General features: G+C 37.7%; 21 protein-coding genes. All 21 read left to right on the top strand.

The features are described from left to right. The 21 genes from L5B83_RS09310 to L5B83_RS09210 all read left to right on the top strand — a co-directional run bounded on the left by L5B83_RS09310 (position 1) and on the right by L5B83_RS09210 (position 17,934). A complete protein-coding gene (locus L5B83_RS09310; protein ID WP_265778289.1) occupies positions 1 to 1,245 on the top strand; it encodes an STY4528 family pathogenicity island replication protein in 1,245 nt (414 codons plus the stop codon). 239 nt (positions 1,246 to 1,484) lie between these two features. Continuing rightward, the gene (locus L5B83_RS09305; RefSeq protein ID WP_265778288.1) at positions 1,485 to 2,243 is read left to right on the top strand and encodes a PFL_4669 family integrating conjugative element protein; all 759 of its coding nucleotides are present in this window, start codon (positions 1,485 to 1,487) and stop codon (positions 2,241 to 2,243) included. After that, complete coding sequence (locus L5B83_RS09300; protein ID WP_181021976.1) at positions 2,230 to 2,727, top strand: DUF3158 family protein; 498 nt, start codon at positions 2,230 to 2,232, stop codon at positions 2,725 to 2,727. The genes L5B83_RS09305 and L5B83_RS09300 overlap by 14 nt, the downstream gene beginning before the upstream one ends. Before the next feature lie 306 nt (positions 2,728 to 3,033). Then, a complete protein-coding gene (ssb, locus tag L5B83_RS09295) occupies positions 3,034 to 3,534 on the top strand; it encodes a single-stranded DNA-binding protein (protein WP_265778287.1) in 501 nt (166 codons plus the stop codon). A 325-nt stretch (positions 3,535 to 3,859) separates the two neighbouring features. Further along, on the top strand, positions 3,860 to 4,051 hold the full coding sequence (locus L5B83_RS09290) for a hypothetical protein (protein WP_265778286.1): 192 nt from the start codon (positions 3,860 to 3,862) through the stop codon (positions 4,049 to 4,051). Continuing rightward, positions 4,051 to 6,075: a DNA topoisomerase III gene (locus L5B83_RS09285; protein WP_265778285.1), complete on the top strand. Its 2,025-nt coding sequence runs from the start codon at positions 4,051 to 4,053 to the stop codon at positions 6,073 to 6,075. Before L5B83_RS09290 ends, L5B83_RS09285 begins: the two co-directional genes overlap by 1 nt. An 867-nt stretch (positions 6,076 to 6,942) precedes the next feature. Beyond that, positions 6,943 to 7,380, top strand: coding sequence for an STY4534 family ICE replication protein (locus tag L5B83_RS09280; protein WP_265778284.1), 438 nt, complete (start codon positions 6,943 to 6,945; stop codon positions 7,378 to 7,380). A 65-nt stretch (positions 7,381 to 7,445) separates the two neighbouring features. Then, complete coding sequence (locus L5B83_RS09275; protein ID WP_265778283.1) at positions 7,446 to 7,841, top strand: heme utilization protein; 396 nt, start codon at positions 7,446 to 7,448, stop codon at positions 7,839 to 7,841. Positions 7,842 to 7,929: 88 nt separating this feature from the next. After that, positions 7,930 to 8,211: a hypothetical protein gene (locus L5B83_RS09270; protein ID WP_442780632.1), complete on the top strand. Its 282-nt coding sequence runs from the start codon at positions 7,930 to 7,932 to the stop codon at positions 8,209 to 8,211. A gap of 150 nt (positions 8,212 to 8,361) precedes the next feature. Beyond that, entirely contained in the window at positions 8,362 to 9,009 is a 648-nt protein-coding gene (locus L5B83_RS09265) for a DUF3560 domain-containing protein (protein ID WP_265778281.1), read from the top strand. A gap of 89 nt (positions 9,010 to 9,098) precedes the next feature. Next, positions 9,099 to 9,464 (top strand): hypothetical protein, encoded by a 366-nt coding sequence (locus L5B83_RS09260; RefSeq protein WP_265778280.1) that lies wholly within the window; start codon positions 9,099 to 9,101, stop codon positions 9,462 to 9,464. A 330-nt stretch (positions 9,465 to 9,794) separates the two neighbouring features. Then, a complete protein-coding gene (pilL2, locus tag L5B83_RS09255; protein WP_265778279.1) occupies positions 9,795 to 10,364 on the top strand; it encodes a PFGI-1 class ICE element type IV pilus protein PilL2 in 570 nt (189 codons plus the stop codon). 61 nt (positions 10,365 to 10,425) lie between these two features. Further along, entirely contained in the window at positions 10,426 to 11,013 is a 588-nt protein-coding gene (locus tag L5B83_RS09250) for a hypothetical protein (protein ID WP_265778278.1), read from the top strand. Between the two features lie 332 nt (positions 11,014 to 11,345). Next, positions 11,346 to 12,143, top strand: a complete 798-nt coding sequence (locus L5B83_RS12365) for a YadA C-terminal domain-containing protein (RefSeq protein ID WP_265778277.1) — start codon at positions 11,346 to 11,348, stop codon at positions 12,141 to 12,143. A gap of 92 nt (positions 12,144 to 12,235) precedes the next feature. Continuing rightward, the gene (locus tag L5B83_RS09240) at positions 12,236 to 13,015 is read left to right on the top strand and encodes a TIGR03759 family integrating conjugative element protein (protein WP_265778276.1); all 780 of its coding nucleotides are present in this window, start codon (positions 12,236 to 12,238) and stop codon (positions 13,013 to 13,015) included. Next, positions 12,994 to 13,680 carry a transglycosylase SLT domain-containing protein gene (locus L5B83_RS09235; RefSeq protein ID WP_265778275.1) on the top strand — a complete coding sequence of 229 codons (687 nt, stop codon included), beginning with the start codon at positions 12,994 to 12,996 and terminating at the stop codon, positions 13,678 to 13,680. Before L5B83_RS09240 ends, L5B83_RS09235 begins: the two co-directional genes overlap by 22 nt. Beyond that, positions 13,677 to 14,183, top strand: coding sequence for an integrating conjugative element protein (locus L5B83_RS09230; RefSeq protein ID WP_265778274.1), 507 nt, complete (start codon positions 13,677 to 13,679; stop codon positions 14,181 to 14,183). The genes L5B83_RS09235 and L5B83_RS09230 overlap by 4 nt, the downstream gene beginning before the upstream one ends. Next, entirely contained in the window at positions 14,180 to 16,354 is a 2,175-nt protein-coding gene (gene traD / locus L5B83_RS09225) for a type IV conjugative transfer system coupling protein TraD (RefSeq protein WP_265778273.1), read from the top strand. The genes L5B83_RS09230 and traD overlap by 4 nt, the downstream gene beginning before the upstream one ends. Beyond that, positions 16,332 to 16,673: a hypothetical protein gene (locus tag L5B83_RS09220; RefSeq protein WP_265778272.1), complete on the top strand. Its 342-nt coding sequence runs from the start codon at positions 16,332 to 16,334 to the stop codon at positions 16,671 to 16,673. Before traD ends, L5B83_RS09220 begins: the two co-directional genes overlap by 23 nt. Before the next feature lies 1 nt (position 16,674). Further along, entirely contained in the window at positions 16,675 to 17,364 is a 690-nt protein-coding gene (locus tag L5B83_RS09215) for a TIGR03747 family integrating conjugative element membrane protein (RefSeq protein ID WP_265778271.1), read from the top strand. A 42-nt stretch (positions 17,365 to 17,406) separates the two neighbouring features. Next, the gene (locus L5B83_RS09210) at positions 17,407 to 17,934 is read left to right on the top strand and encodes a hypothetical protein (protein WP_265778270.1); all 528 of its coding nucleotides are present in this window, start codon (positions 17,407 to 17,409) and stop codon (positions 17,932 to 17,934) included. The last annotated feature ends 329 nt before the right edge of the window (positions 17,935 to 18,263 follow it).

Below are 18,263 nucleotides of genomic sequence, written 5' to 3'. Positions count from 1 at the left end.
ATGAAATCGACACAGATTATAGGGCATTTCGCAGAGTCTGCAAAACAAAAATTGATAGAAAAAGCAGAACAGAAAAAGCGGGCCGATTTTCAAGGTTTACTCTTTGTTGGTAATCGGCATGAAAGTGTCCCTTTACGGCTATTAACTGATAGTTATTTAACGCCTCGAGCAAAACTTGCTTGGCAATTGATAAAACTGAATGCTTACCAATTTCAGGGGGCAGCGTTTCCATCCTATGATGAACTTTCGTTATGGCTGTCTGAACGTGCATTTGAGGGGAAACGTGTTTCCCGTAAAGTGATCAGCCAAACATTATTACTGTTACGTCTAACAAGGTGGTTGACCTTGTGTGAGACGGTCAGAAATGAACGAGGGCAAATTCTAGGTAATGTTTATGTAATGAATGATGAGCCATTAAGTGTCGTTGATTGTTTGCAACTGAATGATGACTATCTCCGTTTGCTTGAAAAATCAGTGAAACATAAAGACCCTTTAATTAAAGATGTCGCGATACGTATTATTGACGATATGCTCAATCAAGATGCGCAGTTATGGCTTCTTGTCTCTCATATTGAGGCAATACAAGCACGTTATCAAGCACATAAACAGGGTTTCCACATTGGTTCTCCAATTACGCCATTAGCTAAGAATGTGGATGAAGCCATTAAAGAAACGCAGCAAAGGTTACTGAGTTCCAATAAGGAACTTGGAAAAATCGACAGGGAACTCAGTGAAAAAAGGTCAATTTTACTGAGTTCCAATACGGAACTCAGTCATCAAGATGAAGATAAGTCATTGATTTTAGGCTTAGTTCCAAATGGGAACTCAGAGAGTACTAGTACTGTATTAAATACTAAAAAAAGTACTGTACTGTACGATAGCTTGAATTGTTTAAATTTAGGCAAATTAGAAACAGAAACCGTTTATCGAGCCTTGAATAAGCTGGATAAGGAGACTGCACAAGCTATTTTGGTTGAAGCAGAGCAACGCATTCATCGAGGAAATATTCAAAACCCTTTAGGGGATATTTTTGGCATTATTCGTAAAGCGCAGTCAGGAGAGTTTAAACCTTATTGGCAGAACAAACAGAGTCAGCAAAAAAATCAGACTAAGTCTTGTCAGACTGGATTAGTGAGCTCTCGACGCTTGTTAGAGGCAAATACTCAAACTAATACCGATATGGCTCACACGAAAGCCGTTGTAGCCAACCTTGCTCAACAATTACGGGCAAATTTAAGGGGATAGTAATTTGTACAGAAAATATACTAAGTGCCTCCAGTGGCGCCAGTTTGTACAAAAAACATACTGAGTGGCACCCTAGGTGCCAGTTTGTATAAAAAATATACCAAGTGCCGCCCTAGGTGGCAGTTTGTACAAAAAACATACTAAGTTCCGCCCTAGGTGGCAGTTTGTACAAAAAACATACTAAGTGCCGCCACTGGTGGCAGAGTTTAAAAAATAGACTATTCATAGGAGAAAAATATATGACTCAAGAATACAATCAAGAGCTGGGTGCTTTACGTAGTAATATTACGCTTACCTTGCATTCACAATATGCAACCAGATTATGGTTAGGGCGTGCCGTTGTACGTGAAGGCGATAAAATTGTAAAACCCCCTATTCTTAGTATGCCAGGATGCCTTGCGATCTTATCGCAGATTCAAAAAGATGCCGCAAATGACGATCCTTATGCCGATTGGTATTTGATTCAGTTTGAGGAAAAAGTATTGAGCTATATGGAGAATATGAAAAAGTTGGTTAATGATCTTGTTGATGTATATAACCAGAATTTACCAGATAATATTGATATATCACGGTGCGAAAATATTTCGCCCGTAACCTACCCTATTTTTGTGAATTCACAACTCGGTTATAAACTCATTTACCTACTTTCTGAATTTGATGTGCTTGCACGTTCTGTTATGACCGCCAGCCATATTGCCCTTATGACTAAAGAACAAGCCAGAGAGTGGTTAGAAGCTGGTGCAAGTCTTATCCGTAAATGCTTTGGGGTAGTTGAAACCTATCGTTATTCTGGAATCACCCGGCAAGATGCACTTGAAAATAACCAACGCTATCAAGAGTGTGTGGCACGCTTTAAATTAGAATTACCTCAAGATATTTTAAGTGGCGAGCGTCGTGCTATGTTTGCTCCAGTCATTAGACAGTTGAGTTCTGAAGCAGAATTGGGTGAGGTGACGAGCTTAGATTCAGAATATGAGGCGAAGAATGAACATATATAGTTTAATCCCAGAGGGGATGTATAGAGAATTGACGCAGAAGACAAATCTTCATCAGATGATGCGAAATCTTTTTAGTCCCATTGATTCATTGGCGCAGTTTGATAATCTCATTGAGGACTTTAATAGGTTGCGTCAGGGATTTGTTAATTTGCAACCAGAGATGATTAAAGGGATATCAACTAATCTTGTTAGGCATTTACCTATTCGATTTATTAAAGATAATACAAGTCGTTCTGGTGCTAGCTATTTACGTTGGCGTAATTTTGATAATACTAAGAACGGTCAGTTAATCGTTCAAGAGGTATTATCTGCTCCAACCCAACCTAGTGAGCTTAAGGGAGCATTGCTTCAGGCGGAAAAAGAACGAATTGTTCTAAATATGCAGATGGCTATCACTGTGCATATACTTCGCCAGCTGAAAGAATGTCGGGATAAATTGGCGCAGGTCGAAAATATTACGACTAATCTTGTAGGTAAAGCCTAGATTTTTCTTGTAGGTAAAGCCTAGATTTGAGGTTGTATGCAAAGCCTAGACTAAAAGGCCTTTTAAAGGTAAGGGAGCAAGCCCCCTTACCTTTGACGAGAAATGGCAATGTATCACAAGCTAGAAAACGCTCTTACTTTTTGAAAGAGCGTAAATTAACAAAAGAGATTGTAGATAAAATGAAATAAGTGGCTCAATAATTCTTAAAAAATAAAGTTGAATTAATCACTCCATTTTTACTTAGAATCGCGTTTAATAATGGAAAATTGAACATCTAATTATTATATGAGGATATAAGGGCAAGTTATGGCAGGTGTCAATAAAGTCATTATTGTTGGTCATTTAGGTGCAGAGCCTGAAGTGAGAGTTATGCAAAGCGGTGAGTCTGTCGCAAACATTAGTGTTGCTACAAGTGAGACTTGGAAAGATAGAAATACAGGGGAACGTCGTGAAGTGACAGAATGGCACCGCATAGTGTTTTATCGCCGCCTTGCAGAAGTGGTAAGAGATTATCTACATAAAGGTTCTAAAATTTATGTTGAAGGTAAGCTCAAAACACGTAAGTGGAAAGACCAAAATGGCATTGATAGATATACGACAGAAATTATTGCAGATTCTATGCAAATGCTTGATACCAATCCAAATGGGCATTCAAATCAAGCAAACCAAACAGTACAGGCCGTATCCACTGCTCCGCAAACCAAAATAAATGAGATACCACAACCTTCAATGGATGAATTGGATGATGATATTCCATTTGCTCCAGTACATAAGGGGTTTAGTCAACATTCGATTTATTGCATTTAGTATAGTTACAACACTAGCCTACGTTTGATTTGACTAGCGTAGAAAAATAAATAGTCATAATTATCTTACTTACAGTTAACTAAAAATTACTGAAAAATAGATAACACTATTTTTATTAATTTATTTTTGTAAAAATAGCGTCATAAATATAACAAATACTCAATCTCGCATTGGCTCTCGATGAAAATCGAGAGTTTTTTTTATATTTACAATTCTGTCATAGAACCAAAAATATTTTTCCATTGCTAGGTGCCTAGTTAATTTCTAATCTAAATATTCAGAAAATATTAATAGCTACGTTACATATTTAGATTAGGAGTGAATTATGTCGACTAAACATATTGAAATGGAATTATGGCAGCAAGTTTCAGATAAAACAGTAGAAACAATTATGCAGGCTAAAGTGATGGTAAAGGAAACAGATATTCTACAAGAGCTCATTAGGAAAGGATTGCAGCATATCTCTATTGAAGAATTAGTCCAGTATGCACATCAAAAAACAAATAGGGGGAAATAATGAAACTCTTTTTATGTGAAAAACCCTCTCAAGGAAGTGATATTGCTAAAGTGCTTGGCGCAACGCATCGAGGTGAAGGATTTCTTGCTAATGCAGATAAATCTGTTTGTGTAACGTGGGGATTTGGTCATTTAGTTGAACAATTTCAACCGGAAGATTACGATCCTGCGTATAAGCGTTGGTCATTTGAAACATTACCGATTATCCCGCAAAAATGGGGGGTATCTCCTAAAAAGGAAGGTAAGAAACAGTATAACGTGGTCATCAAATTAATTAAGCAAGCCAAAAGTTTAATTATTGCAACCGATGCGGATCGTGAGGGAGAAATGATTGCCCGTGAATTATTAGAGATTGCGGGTTATCGCGGTCATATTCAGCGTTTATGGCTCTCAGCACTTGATGATGCCAGTATTAGAAAAGCATTGAGCTCATTAAAAAGTAATGAGGAAACCTTACCACTCTATTATGCAGGCCTTGGACGTAGTCGTGCAGATTGGTTAATTGGGATGAACTTTTCCCGATTATTTACGTTACTGGCTCAGCAAAAAGGATATCAGGGTTCACCATTAAGCGTTGGTCGTGTACAAAGCCCAACCTTAGCCATGGTAGTGAATCGAGATAGGGAAATCGCAAATTTTGTGCCTAAAAACCACTATGCGTTAAACGTGTTACTCACTACACAGCAACAAGCTCAATTTATCGCACAATATGTTGTACCAGAAAATTATTTAGATGAATCGGGATTATGTTTACAGGCTCAAGTCATACAGCAAGCAGAGGCACAAATTCGCCAAGTCTCTACAGCTCAAGTGCTGAATGTGGAAACTAAGCGAGAGAAAAATGCGCCACCGCTTTTATTTGCACTAAGTGACTTACAAGGCGAGTGCAACCGGTTATATGGGATGGGGGCTCAACAAGTCTTAGATATTGCACAATCTCTTTATGAGACGCATAAAGCGACAACTTACCCCAGAACTGATTGTGGTTATTTGCCGGAATCACAATTTGCAGACGTGCCTAAAATTATTAAAAGTATATTAAATGCCAATTCAAATTGGCAGAAAATTGCCTCACACTTAAATTTATCGCAAAAATCTCGCGCTTGGAACGATAAAAAAGTGACGGCCCACCATGGCATTATCCCAACTGCTGGCAATGTCTCCTTAACAAAAATGAATGAACATGAACGTAAAGTCTATGATTTAATTTGTCAGCGTTACTTGGCTCAGTTTTTACCACACTTTGAAACAGATAAAACGACCATACAATTGCAAGCTGGTAATCATCAATTAATTGCAAAAGGTAAAGTGATTGTTGCACAGGGATGGAAAGTGCTATTTGGGAATAATCACGATGAAGATAATGAGGATGAAGATAAACAACGTTTACCTAAATTAGCCCAAAATGAGGTTTGCAGTATACAAAATACCGACGTGAGAGCATTAAAAACCTCTCCGCCTTCACATTATACCGAGGGTACATTATTAAGTGCGATGAAAAATGCCGCACGTTTTGTTACAGATGAACGCTTAAAACAAAGGTTACGAGAAACAGAGGGGCTGGGCACAGAAGCTACCCGTGCGGGGGTAATCGAAACGTTATTACAAAAAGGATTTATCAAGAAAAAAGGGAAATCATTGCTTGCGACTGTAGAGGGAAATACGCTGATTGATAACTTACCCGATTTACTTAAAAATCCAGGACTCACTGCACTTTGGGAACAAGCGCTTAATCAAATAGCAGAGCGGTCGTTGTCACTCGATGAATTTATGCAAAAACAAGAGGCATTTATTCGCCATTTAATGGGTTCCTGTATGCAACAAGGGATTAAAATGGGTAATATTGAAATTAAAAAATGTCCGAAGTGTGGAAGTCCAATGGCAAAACGGACAGGCAAAAATGGGCCGTTTTGGGGATGTACCAAATACCCTGCGTGTGATGGTATTGAAAATATTGGGGCAAAAAAGAAACGAGGAAGAAAGTCTGTTTCAATTGCCTCACAAGGGCGAGGACAGTTGTTATAAATGGGAAACCTTTTTTAATTGGTTGTCTAATGATACAATGACTAGGCTTTAATGACCTTTTTGTAGTTTAGGTCAAGCGTAAAACTACAAATCCCAAACGTTCTTTAGCACTCTGAAAAAGACGGCAATAGAATTGCGAGTGTATCTTTTACCTTATTTTTATCTTGCTTACTGCAAAGAAAAAAGTGGACTGTTCATTTTGGGTGATGAAGCCTTGCGTCCATTTTCTTCTTTGCAGTAATGTATCTTTGTTTTTACCAGAGCTCGCTGGTGAAAAAAACGAGTGCCCTTTGTGCCAATTTTGGTGCGCGTTATGCCAATAAATGACCACATTGTTATTGGGTAGTATGGAGTAAAATGGATAGTGATGTCTTGACGAGAACAGAAACTATTCAATGATTTTCTGTATTATATGGTCATCTTTATCTTGATTTAATCAAATCGTTAATCGTGATTATTATCTTGTTTTTAGTCAATGCCCTAGAAGTGAATGCTTCTAGGGCTTTTCTTTTTTATTCTTTCTTGTGTGGTTAAATTTAACTATGTCACAGCAATATTCAATTAATTGTTCTATTTTTATCCTAAGCTGTTGTACATTACAGATTAGTTAGGTCGCTATCGTTGATAGCACTTTAATAAGTCGCAGAACTCTTGAAAAGCGACGCTCTATGATGATAGAGAGAGTTCACAGCCCATATTTGGCTCAGCACTCAGAAAAGCCATTACAAAGAATAGTTCTTCGTTATCTATTTTTTGGGAGTGTACCTTTTACCTCTTATCAATTAACCCCTGACGGGAAACATTTTTCCCGTGTTGGGTAGGAATGTTTCTCCGTCTTTTTATTCTTTACTTATGGAGAAACTTATCATGACTACTCAATCTACACAAAATGCCAGTTATTTCAATTTACATACACAAGGTATTGGATACCTTAATAATGTTCGTGAAGTGACACCGAAAAAAGGTAAACCTTTCCTTGCTTGTCGTATTGCTGCATTAACCGGCGATGCGAAAGAGCCTGAATATCGTTATTTCGATGTGAATGTCGTAGGTGAGGAGACTGCAAATTTAATTCGTCGCTGTCAAGATGCAGTTAACGCTGATAAAAAAGTGTTGATTTCATTTGTGATTGCAGATTTGTGGGTAGATACCTTTACCTACACAACAGAGAGCAAATATCACAAAAAAGGTGATGTTGGCACAATGCTTAAAGGTCGTTTAATTCGCATCAAATCTGTCAAGGTTGATGGTGAATTAAAATATCGTGAAGCTGAAAAAGCAGATTCCGAAAAAACGCAAGCATAATTTTACTCATAAAGACTGACAATCGTTGTCAGTCTTTTTTTTCAACCATTTTGGAGAAATTAACAATGAAACAAGGCATTTATATCAACGGTAAACAAGTCGCTACTCAAATCATTCAAGTCCGTATTAAAAATATGGTGGTCTCACCACAAATTGTCAGCATGGTGAACGGACAACTTGTTGTTCAAGAGCCACAGCTGGTTGTTGATGGGCAGGTCATTGAGCTTGAGAAAGCCCCCGTTTTGCATATTGAAGTTTTTGGTGATGTGCAAAGTATTGATGCGAGCAGTGCAGATATCGCGGTGACAGGTCAAGTCAGGAACATTGAAACGGTAAGTGGTGATGTTTCTGTACAGGGCTCAGTTTCAGGAAACGTTAAAACCGTTAGTGGTGATGTACAAAGTGAAATCATTCATGGTTCAGTAAATACGGTTTCTGGGGATGTTTATCGTGATGACTAAGTGAGCGATGACGCCTTTAATATTTATTACACCTTTGTTTTAATTTGAAGTATATTTATACGAGATGGAGACTATTATGGAGATTCCTATGAATCCAATTCGTTTTGATAAATTGCGTTTTGTAAAAAAATTACAAGAGGCAAAGCAGTCACCTGAAATGGCTGAAGCCTTAGCAGATGCTTTGGATGATGCGTTAGGACAAACTGTTTCACCTTTGGCAACAAAAGAAGATCTGAAAGAACTGAAATTGGAGCTGAAGCAAGAAATATCACAGTTTGAAGTGAGATTAACTGCAGCGATGTATAAGATGGCTGGATTTATTCTTGCGGGTGTCGGCGTACTAATGGGATTAATGAAGTTGTTTAATTAATTCTTTTAGGTTTATTTTTATCAATTACCTAGACTGCATTTATTTTATCAAAATAAGTGCAGTCATCCATTTAAGTTAGTTTTAATTTACCCATTGGGGAATATTTCCCTTTTGGGTGAGATATTCCCCTTTAATTTTGGAGAATATCTTATGATGATTAACACTTACGCAAAATTTGTTCCAAATGTTTTTCTGGCGAAATGTCCTGAACCTCATCAACGAGGGGATATTATCACGCTAACCAGTAAATATGGGAAAGAAACGGAAGTAGAAATCTATAACCTTGTGAAACAACAAGATGACTTCTATTTTTATTCTTTCGTGCGTTGTGATGGATTAAATCGTCAGACCTATGCACTTAAAAAAGCAGAGCATTATCAAACTGCAGCAGACAATGCACAAACGCGTAGCGAACAATATTGTGAAGCAGCCAATGAAGGGCGTGAGTTTTTAGGCTTAGGCGAACCTATTAAAGTGGGACACCATAGCGAGAGACAACACCGTGCTTTAATTGAGCGAAATGCTAAACGTATGGATAAAGCGGTCGACGAAATGCGAAAAGCTGAGCACTATGAGGATAAAATCCCTTATTGGCGAGAGCGTGCAGAAGTCATTGATTTATCTATGCCTGAAAGTCTTGATTATTTTCAGTTTGAATTGGCTAAAGCCAAGGAAAACAATCAAGATTTGAAGGATAACCCAGAAAAACGTGAGCATAGCTATTCACTCACTTATGCCAAGAAAAAAGTCAATGAATTGGCGAAAAAAGTGGAGTTAGCGACATTGCTTTGGGATTAATCGCATTTATCTTTAACTTTATTCACCCTAGAGGGAAATACTTCCCTTTAGGGTGTGTTTCTCTCTGATTGATTATTAGGAGAAACACAGTGTACTACAATAGAACCTATAACACAGTACCTCAGCTTTATATGGGCGGGGTGAGTGAAAATTTAGCCGATTGGGAAGAGATTCTCTTTCATTTTGATGCCAGCGTTGAAGATGAAGAGGTTTGGGAGATTGCACGAGGTTGTAAGGAAATTCCTCACCTTGGTAATATTTACCAAAGCCTGGTTATTGGTCGGTTGGAATGCCTGTTCTTTGAGCAGCTTGATTTAGCCGAAGATGACGAACGCATCGATGTTTTTACCTTTGTGAATGACTTTGATAGCCATTTTTGTATTAATGGTGAAGCGATTAACACGCTTGATGAGTTTATGGCAAAAGTGGACGAAATCAAATCCACACTACATTAATATTTAACTCACTAACCCGTTTATTATGTAATAAACGGGTTTTTTATTGTCATTTTAAAAATTGTTTTTTACTTACCTTATTGTGAGAGTGTTAATGATCATGCAAAAATGAACTAGGTAGATGCGGTAAGATCATCGAAAAGTGATCCACTGCGTCTTTTGATAAACGCCTTGTCATTTGAACAGAGTCTCAATAATTTTCTAACATATCTAATAAATTTAATCGTTAAGATTTCATATTTTATTTCCTGTTAAAAATTACGCCATTTTTTTGCATAGTGCTTCCGATAGTTATTTTCTCTAATCCCATTTAACTAAAGGATGCAATATATGAATAAATCTCCCTTTTGCTTCGCTTTATGTGGTGTTTTGTTAACAGGTTGTGCCAATAAAGCACCACATCATGAAGCCCCTCAACCTATCCAACCTAATCCTCTTCAGTTAACGAGAGTCGTTCAAGAAGATATTTATCAATCATCAGAATATCAAAAATACCCAGAGGTGGTACGTTATGATCGATATACGCTTATCAGTACCTCACCAATGGGCGGGCAAAAATATTTATTGGCCCAATTAGTGTCTGTCAATATGGTAGGAAAAGGAAAAAATAAATATCGCCTCACAGTCCGTCAAGGTCTAGAAAAGACATTAAATAATACAGGCTATACGTTATGTCGTTTGTCTAGTCCAGAAATCACTCATCTATTCAATCTTCCACTCCCTAAAGTGCATTACAAATTTGGCCCGATGAAGTTACGTGATGCACTTCAAATGCTTGCTGGAGAAGCTCACGAGCTCACAGTTAATGATTCTAAACGTGAAGTTTGTTTTGAACGTCGAGTGACATTACCGACGCCTGCAGAATATACCGTGCATGTTGAAAATGAAATAAAAAAATAAGTAAAGAGGACGTTTAAATGAAAAAAAAACCATTGCGATACTGATTTCTACATTCATCTCCATGAATACATTAGCAAATACCTATAATATCAATATTACTCAAAGTAAAAATGATAGTACGGGGCTTGAATTGGGTACTAATTCAATGGCTAGAGGTTCAGGCGCTATTGCGACAGGTAAAAATTCCTTGGCTACGGGGAAAAATGCCGTTGCTACAGGTGGAAACGAAACAAAAGAATCTATTGATGCAAAACTAACGGAGAATAGACAAAAGCTTACTGAAATTGATAATGCAACAAAAAATGTGAATACATTATTAAACCAAATTCAAGCATTGAGAGCAACTCACGCCAAAGTAATTGAAGCAGGGGAGCGTATTAAGCAAGTACGTTTAGCAAAAGAAAATGCACGTATTGATTGGCAAAATCAGTTAACTCTTTACAATAATGAAGTTTCTAATTCTACTTCTTTTTTTAGAGAAATGAATGCAAAAATTGATGATCTTAATAGCCGTTTATCTGCTGTATCATCTCTTCCCAATATTAATATCTCATCTGATAATGATTTAACTCAAGCTGCTACGGCTTTTAAATCTACTGTAGAGCAAGGTACTAGCCTTAACCTTTCTACGGATTTTTATATGCCGTAAATGTTGATAATACCACGATCAAATCTGCTATTCAGACAGATTTAGATAAAAAAGCAGATAAAACAGCATTAGCGAGCAAGGCAGATAAGGCTGAGTTAGTAAATAAAGCCAATATAGATGCAAGTAACCTGACGGCGGATGATAAAACCAAGTGGAAAGCCGCATTAGGTGATGGTATCACAGAGGTCGGGAATACTGGTTTAATTACAGGGGATACCTTACATACTGCATTAGATAAAAAAGCAGATAACTCGGCGATAACAGCCATTCATTCTAATTTAAATGCTAAAGCGAATACCGATCTTGATAATATTACTGATAATGGGAAAACAGTGATTAAATCTTTAGTCGGTGATGCGGTTGACGTTGTTAATGGTACCAACACAACGGTATCTAAAACTATCGAAAATGGTAAAACACATTATGCCGTGAATGTTGATAATACCACGATCAAATCTGCTATTCAGACAGATTTAGATAAAAAAGCAGATAAAACAGCATTAGCAAGCAAGGCAGATAAGGTTGAGTTAGTAAATAAAGCCAATATAGATGCCTCTAATATTGTTGAAAGTAAGTGGGCTGAAAGACTAGGAACGGGAACCATTTCATCAACAGATACTCACCTTGTGACAGGGAAAACGGTGTATAAAGCGATTGAAGATGCGACCTTAAATCGCGTTGATATGACGAATAAAGCAGATAAAAATGCAAGTAATCTTACTCAGCAGGATATTGAACAATGGCGTGAAAAATTAGTTGCCGATAAAATTGAGGCAAATAATAAAGGGCTTGTAACAAGTGGTCAGGTTCATCACTATGTACAGGAAAATAGGAATAAAGCACATCAAGAAATTCATCAATTACGTAGAGAGACCAATAAAGCCATATCATCCCTGCGTAAGGAATCCAGAGCAGGCATTTCTAGTGCAATGGCGATGAGTGCAATCCAGTCTGTGCCAGGTAAACGCTTTACTGTTGGAGCAGGTGTAGGATCTTATGGCTCTGAAAGTGCGGTTGCCATAGGTATTAAAGTAAAACCACGTGAAAATGTTGTCTTGAGCTTATCTGGCAGTGTTGACAGTCGAAAAAATGTGGGAGGTGCTGCGGGTGTTTCTTTTGGATTTGATTAAAAAACTGTTTTAAAATTCAGTAGGGTTTTTTATTATCCCTTAGTCAGTTTTTTGGCATAGTTTTTCTAAATATACCGTTTAGGAATAGAACTATGCCAAAATTTTTTTATCACACATTATCTTTATCCCTTCTTGCAAGTCTATTGTCGATGTCGAGTGTTGCAGAAATACAAACAAAGCATTCAACCACCTTGAATACATTAAATCAGGCACAGCATATCCAGAATGTGGTTTCTCAAGGAGTAAATGTTCAGGACATTAATGAACAACATAGCCAAGTGGATAAATGGTCTGAATGGGGATTAACGCATGAGGAATGGACGCGTTATGAAGCATTAATGAAAGGCCCACGTGGTATTTGGACGCCTACTCTCGATCCTCTTGTTACATTAGGGGTTGAAGCAAGAAGTGAATCAGAAAGACAGCATTTTGCTGAATTATTAGCAAAAAAAGAGTTTCAACGTGCAGAGAAAGAAATCGCTTTCCAAATTGCATATAATCAAGCATTCCAAAAACTCTATCCAAATATCTTACCTTTTCGAATGGATGAATCGAATCAGACTTTGTCTTCAGCTGAAAATCGCGTGATTTATTTTACTCGAACCGATTGTGAATCTTGTCGTGATGATTTACGTAAAATTATGGATTATGCAAAATCTGTCCCACTTGATATTTATGTCGTCGATAGTGAGCAAAAAGATGACAAAATCCGTGATTGGGCAGTGAAAAATAATATTGACATTGACAAGGTAAGACGCCGTCAAATTACGTTAAATCACGATAATGGCAAATGGTTTAAATATGCAAAAGGTAAGATGCCTGTTGCTTATCAAGTCAAAGGAGATGGGCAATGGGAACGATTCGTCTATTAATTGGAATAGGTTTGTTTAGTTTTTCCTTATGTTCCTCAGCATTGGCGTTTTCAGGATTTGGCTATGAAATTGATGGCTATATCAAAGAATCCGCTCAACGCTATCAAGTCAGTGAAGCTATGTTACGCGGTCTCATTAAAATGGAAGATGGGTGGTATGGCAAGGTTTCACCTAGTGGAGCAACCGGGATCGGACAATTTACTGTCAAAACCTGGAATTGGCTGGCACAAAAACCTGAAGGTAAAGCAATTGGAATGAAAGCCATTACAAGTAAGACAAAAGGAACTTCAGCTGATCCTCGCCGTAATAAACGAATTAATACGTTGGCAACAGGATTACTTGCACGTTGGCATATTGAACAGTTTGCAGAGCGTCAAATTATGCCGACAGATGCAAACTTGTATATGGCGCACAATATCGGTTTAGAAGGGTTGCATCGTGCAATGCAGGGGCGCTCCACCCAAGAAGATATTGAAAATATGCGTAAAAATGGGATGAAACGCTGGATGAATCCTACTGATTTTATTGCCTATCAAAAAGGGCGCTACTATCAGCAGTGGCAACTTGCTAATACCATGCATCATCATATAGCCAGTATATCCTCTCCTGTTAAATGGATTGAACCGACTTCCGTTAATCGTATTAAATGGGTAAATCCGCTATGAAATTGAATTATGTATTACCGTTCATCATTTTATCAATCTCATTTCCTGTTATGGCAAAATTAAACGTGATAGGTGATTTTGGTGGGGAAAGTGCTATTCGCTTTTATGAGCCTATTCAACCAGTACATACGGATAATGCACCTCAACATCCTAATGCAATTCCATCAGAGATAAACGAAGAACAATTGTTACCAGTTGTTTCCCATAAGCTATCTCCAGGAAAAGTTGAAACACAAGTGTTCAATTTACCCGGTGCTTCGCCGTTATTCTTAATTGATGCTGATGAATCTTCAAAAAACTGGTTGCAAGATCATTATCAGCAATTGGCGACACTTTCTGCAATGGGCATTGTTGTGAATGTGGAAACGCAACAAGAACTCCAAGCATTACGAGAATTAGCCCCTGGCTTAATGATCATGCCGGCTCCCGCAGACAGTTTAGCAGAGCGATTAGGGATTTATCATTATCCTTTTTTACTTACCGCTGAGGGGATCACTCAATGAGTAAACAACATCTTGTTGAAGCATTATTACGTCCCCCTGTTGAACTCTATACTTCCGCTGTTTGTGGCGGTGCTGCCGTATTATGTACTTTTGCACCTTGGTCTGTGGCATTAGCTCCTCATATCGGTTACGGTATGGCAAGTGGGTTTGCGATATTAGGCATTCGACGAGGTTATCAAGGTTGGCAGATTCTTCGCTATCACCGTAATTTAAAACGCCTACCTCATTATGAATTAACCAGTAAACAAATTCCGGTGAGTCAAAAATACTTGTTTTTAGGAAAAGGTTTTCTGTGGACGCAACGTCATACTCAGCGTTTACATGATTGTGGGCTGCCTCAAGCACGACCTTATATTCAACCGTCTTGGTTATTTAACTTTGCAAGAGAGTTTGAGCGTAAGCATGAGAAAAGTATGCTAGCTAAGTTGACGTCAAAAGATTCGATATTTAATCCTGTTAGACCTCTTCCTCCCGTTGGGGGAAAGCCAGAGTTACATGGCGTTGAATTACAGGAGATGAATGTGATGCTTTCTATGGTCGATAGAGCAGGTCATACTTTGGTTCAAGGGACTACTGGGGTTGGTAAAACACGTTGTGCAGAAGTGCTTGTCACACAAGATATTCATCGGGGACGTAATTTTGATGAACGTGAAGTGGTTATCGTTGTCGATCCTAAGGGCGATGCCGATATGCTTTTACGTATGTATGCGGAAGCAAAACGAGCCGGACGAGAAAATGAATTCTATGTCTTTCATCTTGGTTGGCCCGAAGTATCTGCACGCTATAACGCGATTGGGCGTTTTAACAAAATTACAGAAGTTGCGTCACGAATTTCAGGGCAATTAAGTGGTGCGGGGAATTCTGCTGCATTTAAAGAGTTTGCTTGGCGATTTGTTAATATTATCGCTCGTGCATTAGTTGCCCTAGGAATTCGTCCTGATTACGAGAGTATTGCCCGTTATGTACGCAGTATTGATGCGTTATTTTTAGATTATGCAAAAACCTATTTTGATAAAAAAGATCCGCAAATTTGGTTAGCTATTTCAGGGATTGCGGCGAATTTAGATCAAAAAACGATTTCCCTTGCGATGAAAGGACGTGATCCGATGGTGATTGCCGTTGAGCAATATATTCGAGAAAGCAAAGAATTTGAGCCAATTTTAGATGGGTTGTGTAGTGCGGTACGCTATGATAAAACCTACTTTGATAAAATTGTGGCCTCCCTTTTACCATTATTGGAAAAACTCACGACAGGGAAAGTTTCTAAACTATTATCTCCTGATTATTCCGATGTCTCTGATCCAAGGCCGATTTTTGATTGGGAAACGGTGATTCGTAAAAAAGCCATTGTTTATGTGGGACTTGATGCCTTATCTGATTTAGTTGTGGCTGCATCAGTAGGGAACAGTATGTTTGCAGACTTAGTGTCGATGGCCGGTCATATTTATAAATTTGGGGTCAATGATAGTCTCCCTCAATCTTCTAACAAAAAAACGGTGATCAATGTGCATGCCGATGAATTTAATGAACTGATTGGTGATGAATTTATCCCTTTACTGAATAAAGCACGTGGTGCGGGGATTAATGTGATTGCCTATACCCAGACATTATCTGATGTGGAAGCACGTATTGGTAATCGGGCGAAAGCGGGGCAAATTATTGGTAACTTTAATTCTCTTTTAATGTTCCGGGTTAAAGAGTTTTCAACGGCGGAGCTCTTAACAAATCAATTACCTGAGGTCAGTGTGTTAGATGTGATGGCTATGTCAAATGTTACAGACTCTAGCGATCCAGGTGATAGTAAAGATTTTAACTCAAGCACTGGCGATCGCGTTATAACGAGCAGACAAAAATTGATCTCTCCTTCAGATATCATTAATTTACCGAAAGGACAAGCCTTTGCCTTGTTAGAGGGCGGTAAATTATGGAAAATACGGATGCCGTTGCCTGCAAAAGGAAAAGACGATTGTATGCCTGAATCTTTACAAAAATTAGTGGGGTATATGCGAGAAAACTATCAAACTAGCCAATCTTGGTGGGAAGGGGTGGATGAGTATAAACCCAATCAAGATGTCCTTGAGGCCTTTCAACAATCACAGTATAGACAAACGACGTTTGATGTACGTAAAGACGAGGAAATGCAAGAAAATGACAATATCTATGGCGAATAAATCTGTATCAGTTTTAACTGTGCCTGATTGTCTGATTGATTTAGATAGTCAATCTTTTTACTGCTCCAGCACTGGCATGTTTGATGAGGAACGATTACGATTTTTTGAAAACAAGGTATTCCCTCTTTGGTATGCGCATCATTACTCACTGCATCAGCTTGCTAATGCATTAATACAATTTGATATATCACTCTGGACAGCACCAGAGGTGGCGTTAACCAAAGAAAATGCGTTTGCCTTCTGGATGCGATTTGATAAGCAGTATCAGGGGGATATTTTAGTTCAATGTGAGTTACTTCAACGAGGAAGGATGCATTGATATGCGAGACAATGAGCTACCGCAGCGTCCTGTTGAGAAAAAGTCATCACGAGCATGTACTCTTGTCGGCGTGCTTATTACTTCTTTACTATTTAGTATTATCATTGAATGGATTGGTATTGCTTATTTTTGGTCAGAACAAGGGGCTGAACATAGTAAACAAGTGATGCTTACTGAATTTAATTGGTTTTCTGAAGGGTTTCAACAAAGTCTTATTCATAGCTATCCTGTTATGCTGGCACAGCAAATGCTAGCATTTATTCATCAGTGGTTGTTTGTGAAAACGGGGCTTCAAAATTGGCTAACGTCACCAAAAGATCCTGATAGTCTTTCTGCGTATCTATGGTTTTATGCGCGTGCTTATATTGAATCCGTTTTGTATGTCACGATGACATTCATTATCAGATTGATTGTGATTGTATTAACCAGCCCATTATTTATTCTTGTTGCCTTGGTTGGGTTGGTTGACGGGTTAGTACAACGTGATTTAAGGCGTTTTGGTATAGGACGAGAGTCTGCCTTTAAATATCATCATGCCAAAAAATCAGTGGGCCCAGTAATGGTTATTGCGTGGGTTATTTATTTGTCTATTCCCTTTGCGATACACCCTAATATGATCCTGATTCCTGGTGCGCTACTATTTGGGTTGATGATATCACTGACAGCCTCTAACTTTAAAAAGTATTTATAATATGTAATAATTTTTCCAAGACTATTTTTTATTGGGTTAGTTATGACATATGATAAATTTTTTGTGATCTGGGTTTATCTCATATTACTCATTATAGTCTGTGTGATGTATTTGTCTGAAAAAAGAAAAGATAAAGAATTCTATGTTAAAGCTAAAAGTTTGCTTTATAAGAATAAATTAACTTTGTATAGTATGACAGCACTGTCGAATCAAGTTAAGATAAAACGCTTTCAAATAGTTAATCAGTTAACTAAATTATACTTAAATGAGCTTGAGAATGATGACGGTAATGCTAAGTGTGTTGAAGATTTACTTAAAGACTATCAGACAGAGTTCAGTTTTTCAGAACTTCCTAGCTATATAATGGATAAAATTAATTTATTAAAAACGAATGATAATGCTGAAAATATTAGACAGTTAGCAGAGATCATTAATAGTCTTTTTATCTCAGAAAAACGTTATAAACTAGGCACTTTGTGTCTGGCTATATTTGGGATTATTCTATCAATAATATCTATCTTACCTGTATTTCCGACAGTTATAAATTATTTAAACGAAATTGTAAAATAGTTTGATATAGCGATTTTTTCCCCTTATTGTTTATCCTAATAGGCAAGTAAATTTGTATTATTAGGTGACGTTTATGCTATTACTCTCTTACTTTCCTATTTTGGTTGCAGGTATCTTTCTCACTCTCTGCGTTTTAGAAATTACGGCATATCATAAAAATTACAAGATGATTTTTCTTTATCTTGCATTAAGCTTATTCTTTTCTCTCATAGGGCTCTCTCATATCACGTCTTAAAAAACTCTCTGAAATTTCAATAGAATTAATGATTACATTTGAGAGGTAATTTTTGCATTATTTCCGTTGCAGTAACTCATTGATAGGAGAACCA

The organism is Avibacterium sp. 21-599 (assembly GCF_026226765.1).
Taxonomy (GTDB): domain Bacteria; phylum Pseudomonadota; class Gammaproteobacteria; order Enterobacterales; family Pasteurellaceae; genus Avibacterium.
This window is presented reverse-complemented; position numbering and strand designations above follow the sequence as displayed.

Excerpts from the sequence above, each read along its gene's own strand:
- L5B83_RS09230 (WP_265778274.1), top strand. The coding sequence starts at position 13,677 with ATGAAATTGAATTATGTATTACCGTTCATCATTTTATCAATCTCATTT.
- L5B83_RS09235 (WP_265778275.1), top strand. The coding sequence starts at position 12,994 with ATGGGAACGATTCGTCTATTAATTGGAATAGGTTTGTTTAGTTTTTCC.
- traD (WP_265778273.1), top strand. The coding sequence starts at position 14,180 with ATGAGTAAACAACATCTTGTTGAAGCATTATTACGTCCCCCTGTTGAA.
- L5B83_RS09275 (WP_265778283.1), top strand. The coding sequence starts at position 7,446 with ATGAAACAAGGCATTTATATCAACGGTAAACAAGTCGCTACTCAAATC.
- L5B83_RS09220 (WP_265778272.1), top strand. The coding sequence starts at position 16,332 with ATGACAATATCTATGGCGAATAAATCTGTATCAGTTTTAACTGTGCCT.
- L5B83_RS09270 (WP_442780632.1), top strand. The coding sequence starts at position 7,930 with ATGAATCCAATTCGTTTTGATAAATTGCGTTTTGTAAAAAAATTACAA.
- L5B83_RS09215 (WP_265778271.1), top strand. The coding sequence starts at position 16,675 with ATGCGAGACAATGAGCTACCGCAGCGTCCTGTTGAGAAAAAGTCATCA.
- L5B83_RS09285 (WP_265778285.1), top strand. The coding sequence starts at position 4,051 with ATGAAACTCTTTTTATGTGAAAAACCCTCTCAAGGAAGTGATATTGCT.
- L5B83_RS09305 (WP_265778288.1), top strand. The coding sequence starts at position 1,485 with ATGACTCAAGAATACAATCAAGAGCTGGGTGCTTTACGTAGTAATATT.
- L5B83_RS09300 (WP_181021976.1), top strand. The coding sequence starts at position 2,230 with ATGAACATATATAGTTTAATCCCAGAGGGGATGTATAGAGAATTGACG.
- L5B83_RS09290 (WP_265778286.1), top strand. The coding sequence starts at position 3,860 with ATGTCGACTAAACATATTGAAATGGAATTATGGCAGCAAGTTTCAGAT.
- ssb (WP_265778287.1), top strand. The coding sequence starts at position 3,034 with ATGGCAGGTGTCAATAAAGTCATTATTGTTGGTCATTTAGGTGCAGAG.
- L5B83_RS09310 (WP_265778289.1), top strand. The coding sequence starts at position 1 with ATGAAATCGACACAGATTATAGGGCATTTCGCAGAGTCTGCAAAACAA.
- L5B83_RS09280 (WP_265778284.1), top strand. The coding sequence starts at position 6,943 with ATGACTACTCAATCTACACAAAATGCCAGTTATTTCAATTTACATACA.
- pilL2 (WP_265778279.1), top strand. The coding sequence starts at position 9,795 with ATGAATAAATCTCCCTTTTGCTTCGCTTTATGTGGTGTTTTGTTAACA.
- L5B83_RS09210 (WP_265778270.1), top strand. The coding sequence starts at position 17,407 with ATGACATATGATAAATTTTTTGTGATCTGGGTTTATCTCATATTACTC.
- L5B83_RS09265 (WP_265778281.1), top strand. The coding sequence starts at position 8,362 with ATGATGATTAACACTTACGCAAAATTTGTTCCAAATGTTTTTCTGGCG.
- L5B83_RS09240 (WP_265778276.1), top strand. The coding sequence starts at position 12,236 with ATGCCAAAATTTTTTTATCACACATTATCTTTATCCCTTCTTGCAAGT.
- L5B83_RS09250 (WP_265778278.1), top strand. The coding sequence starts at position 10,426 with ATGAATACATTAGCAAATACCTATAATATCAATATTACTCAAAGTAAA.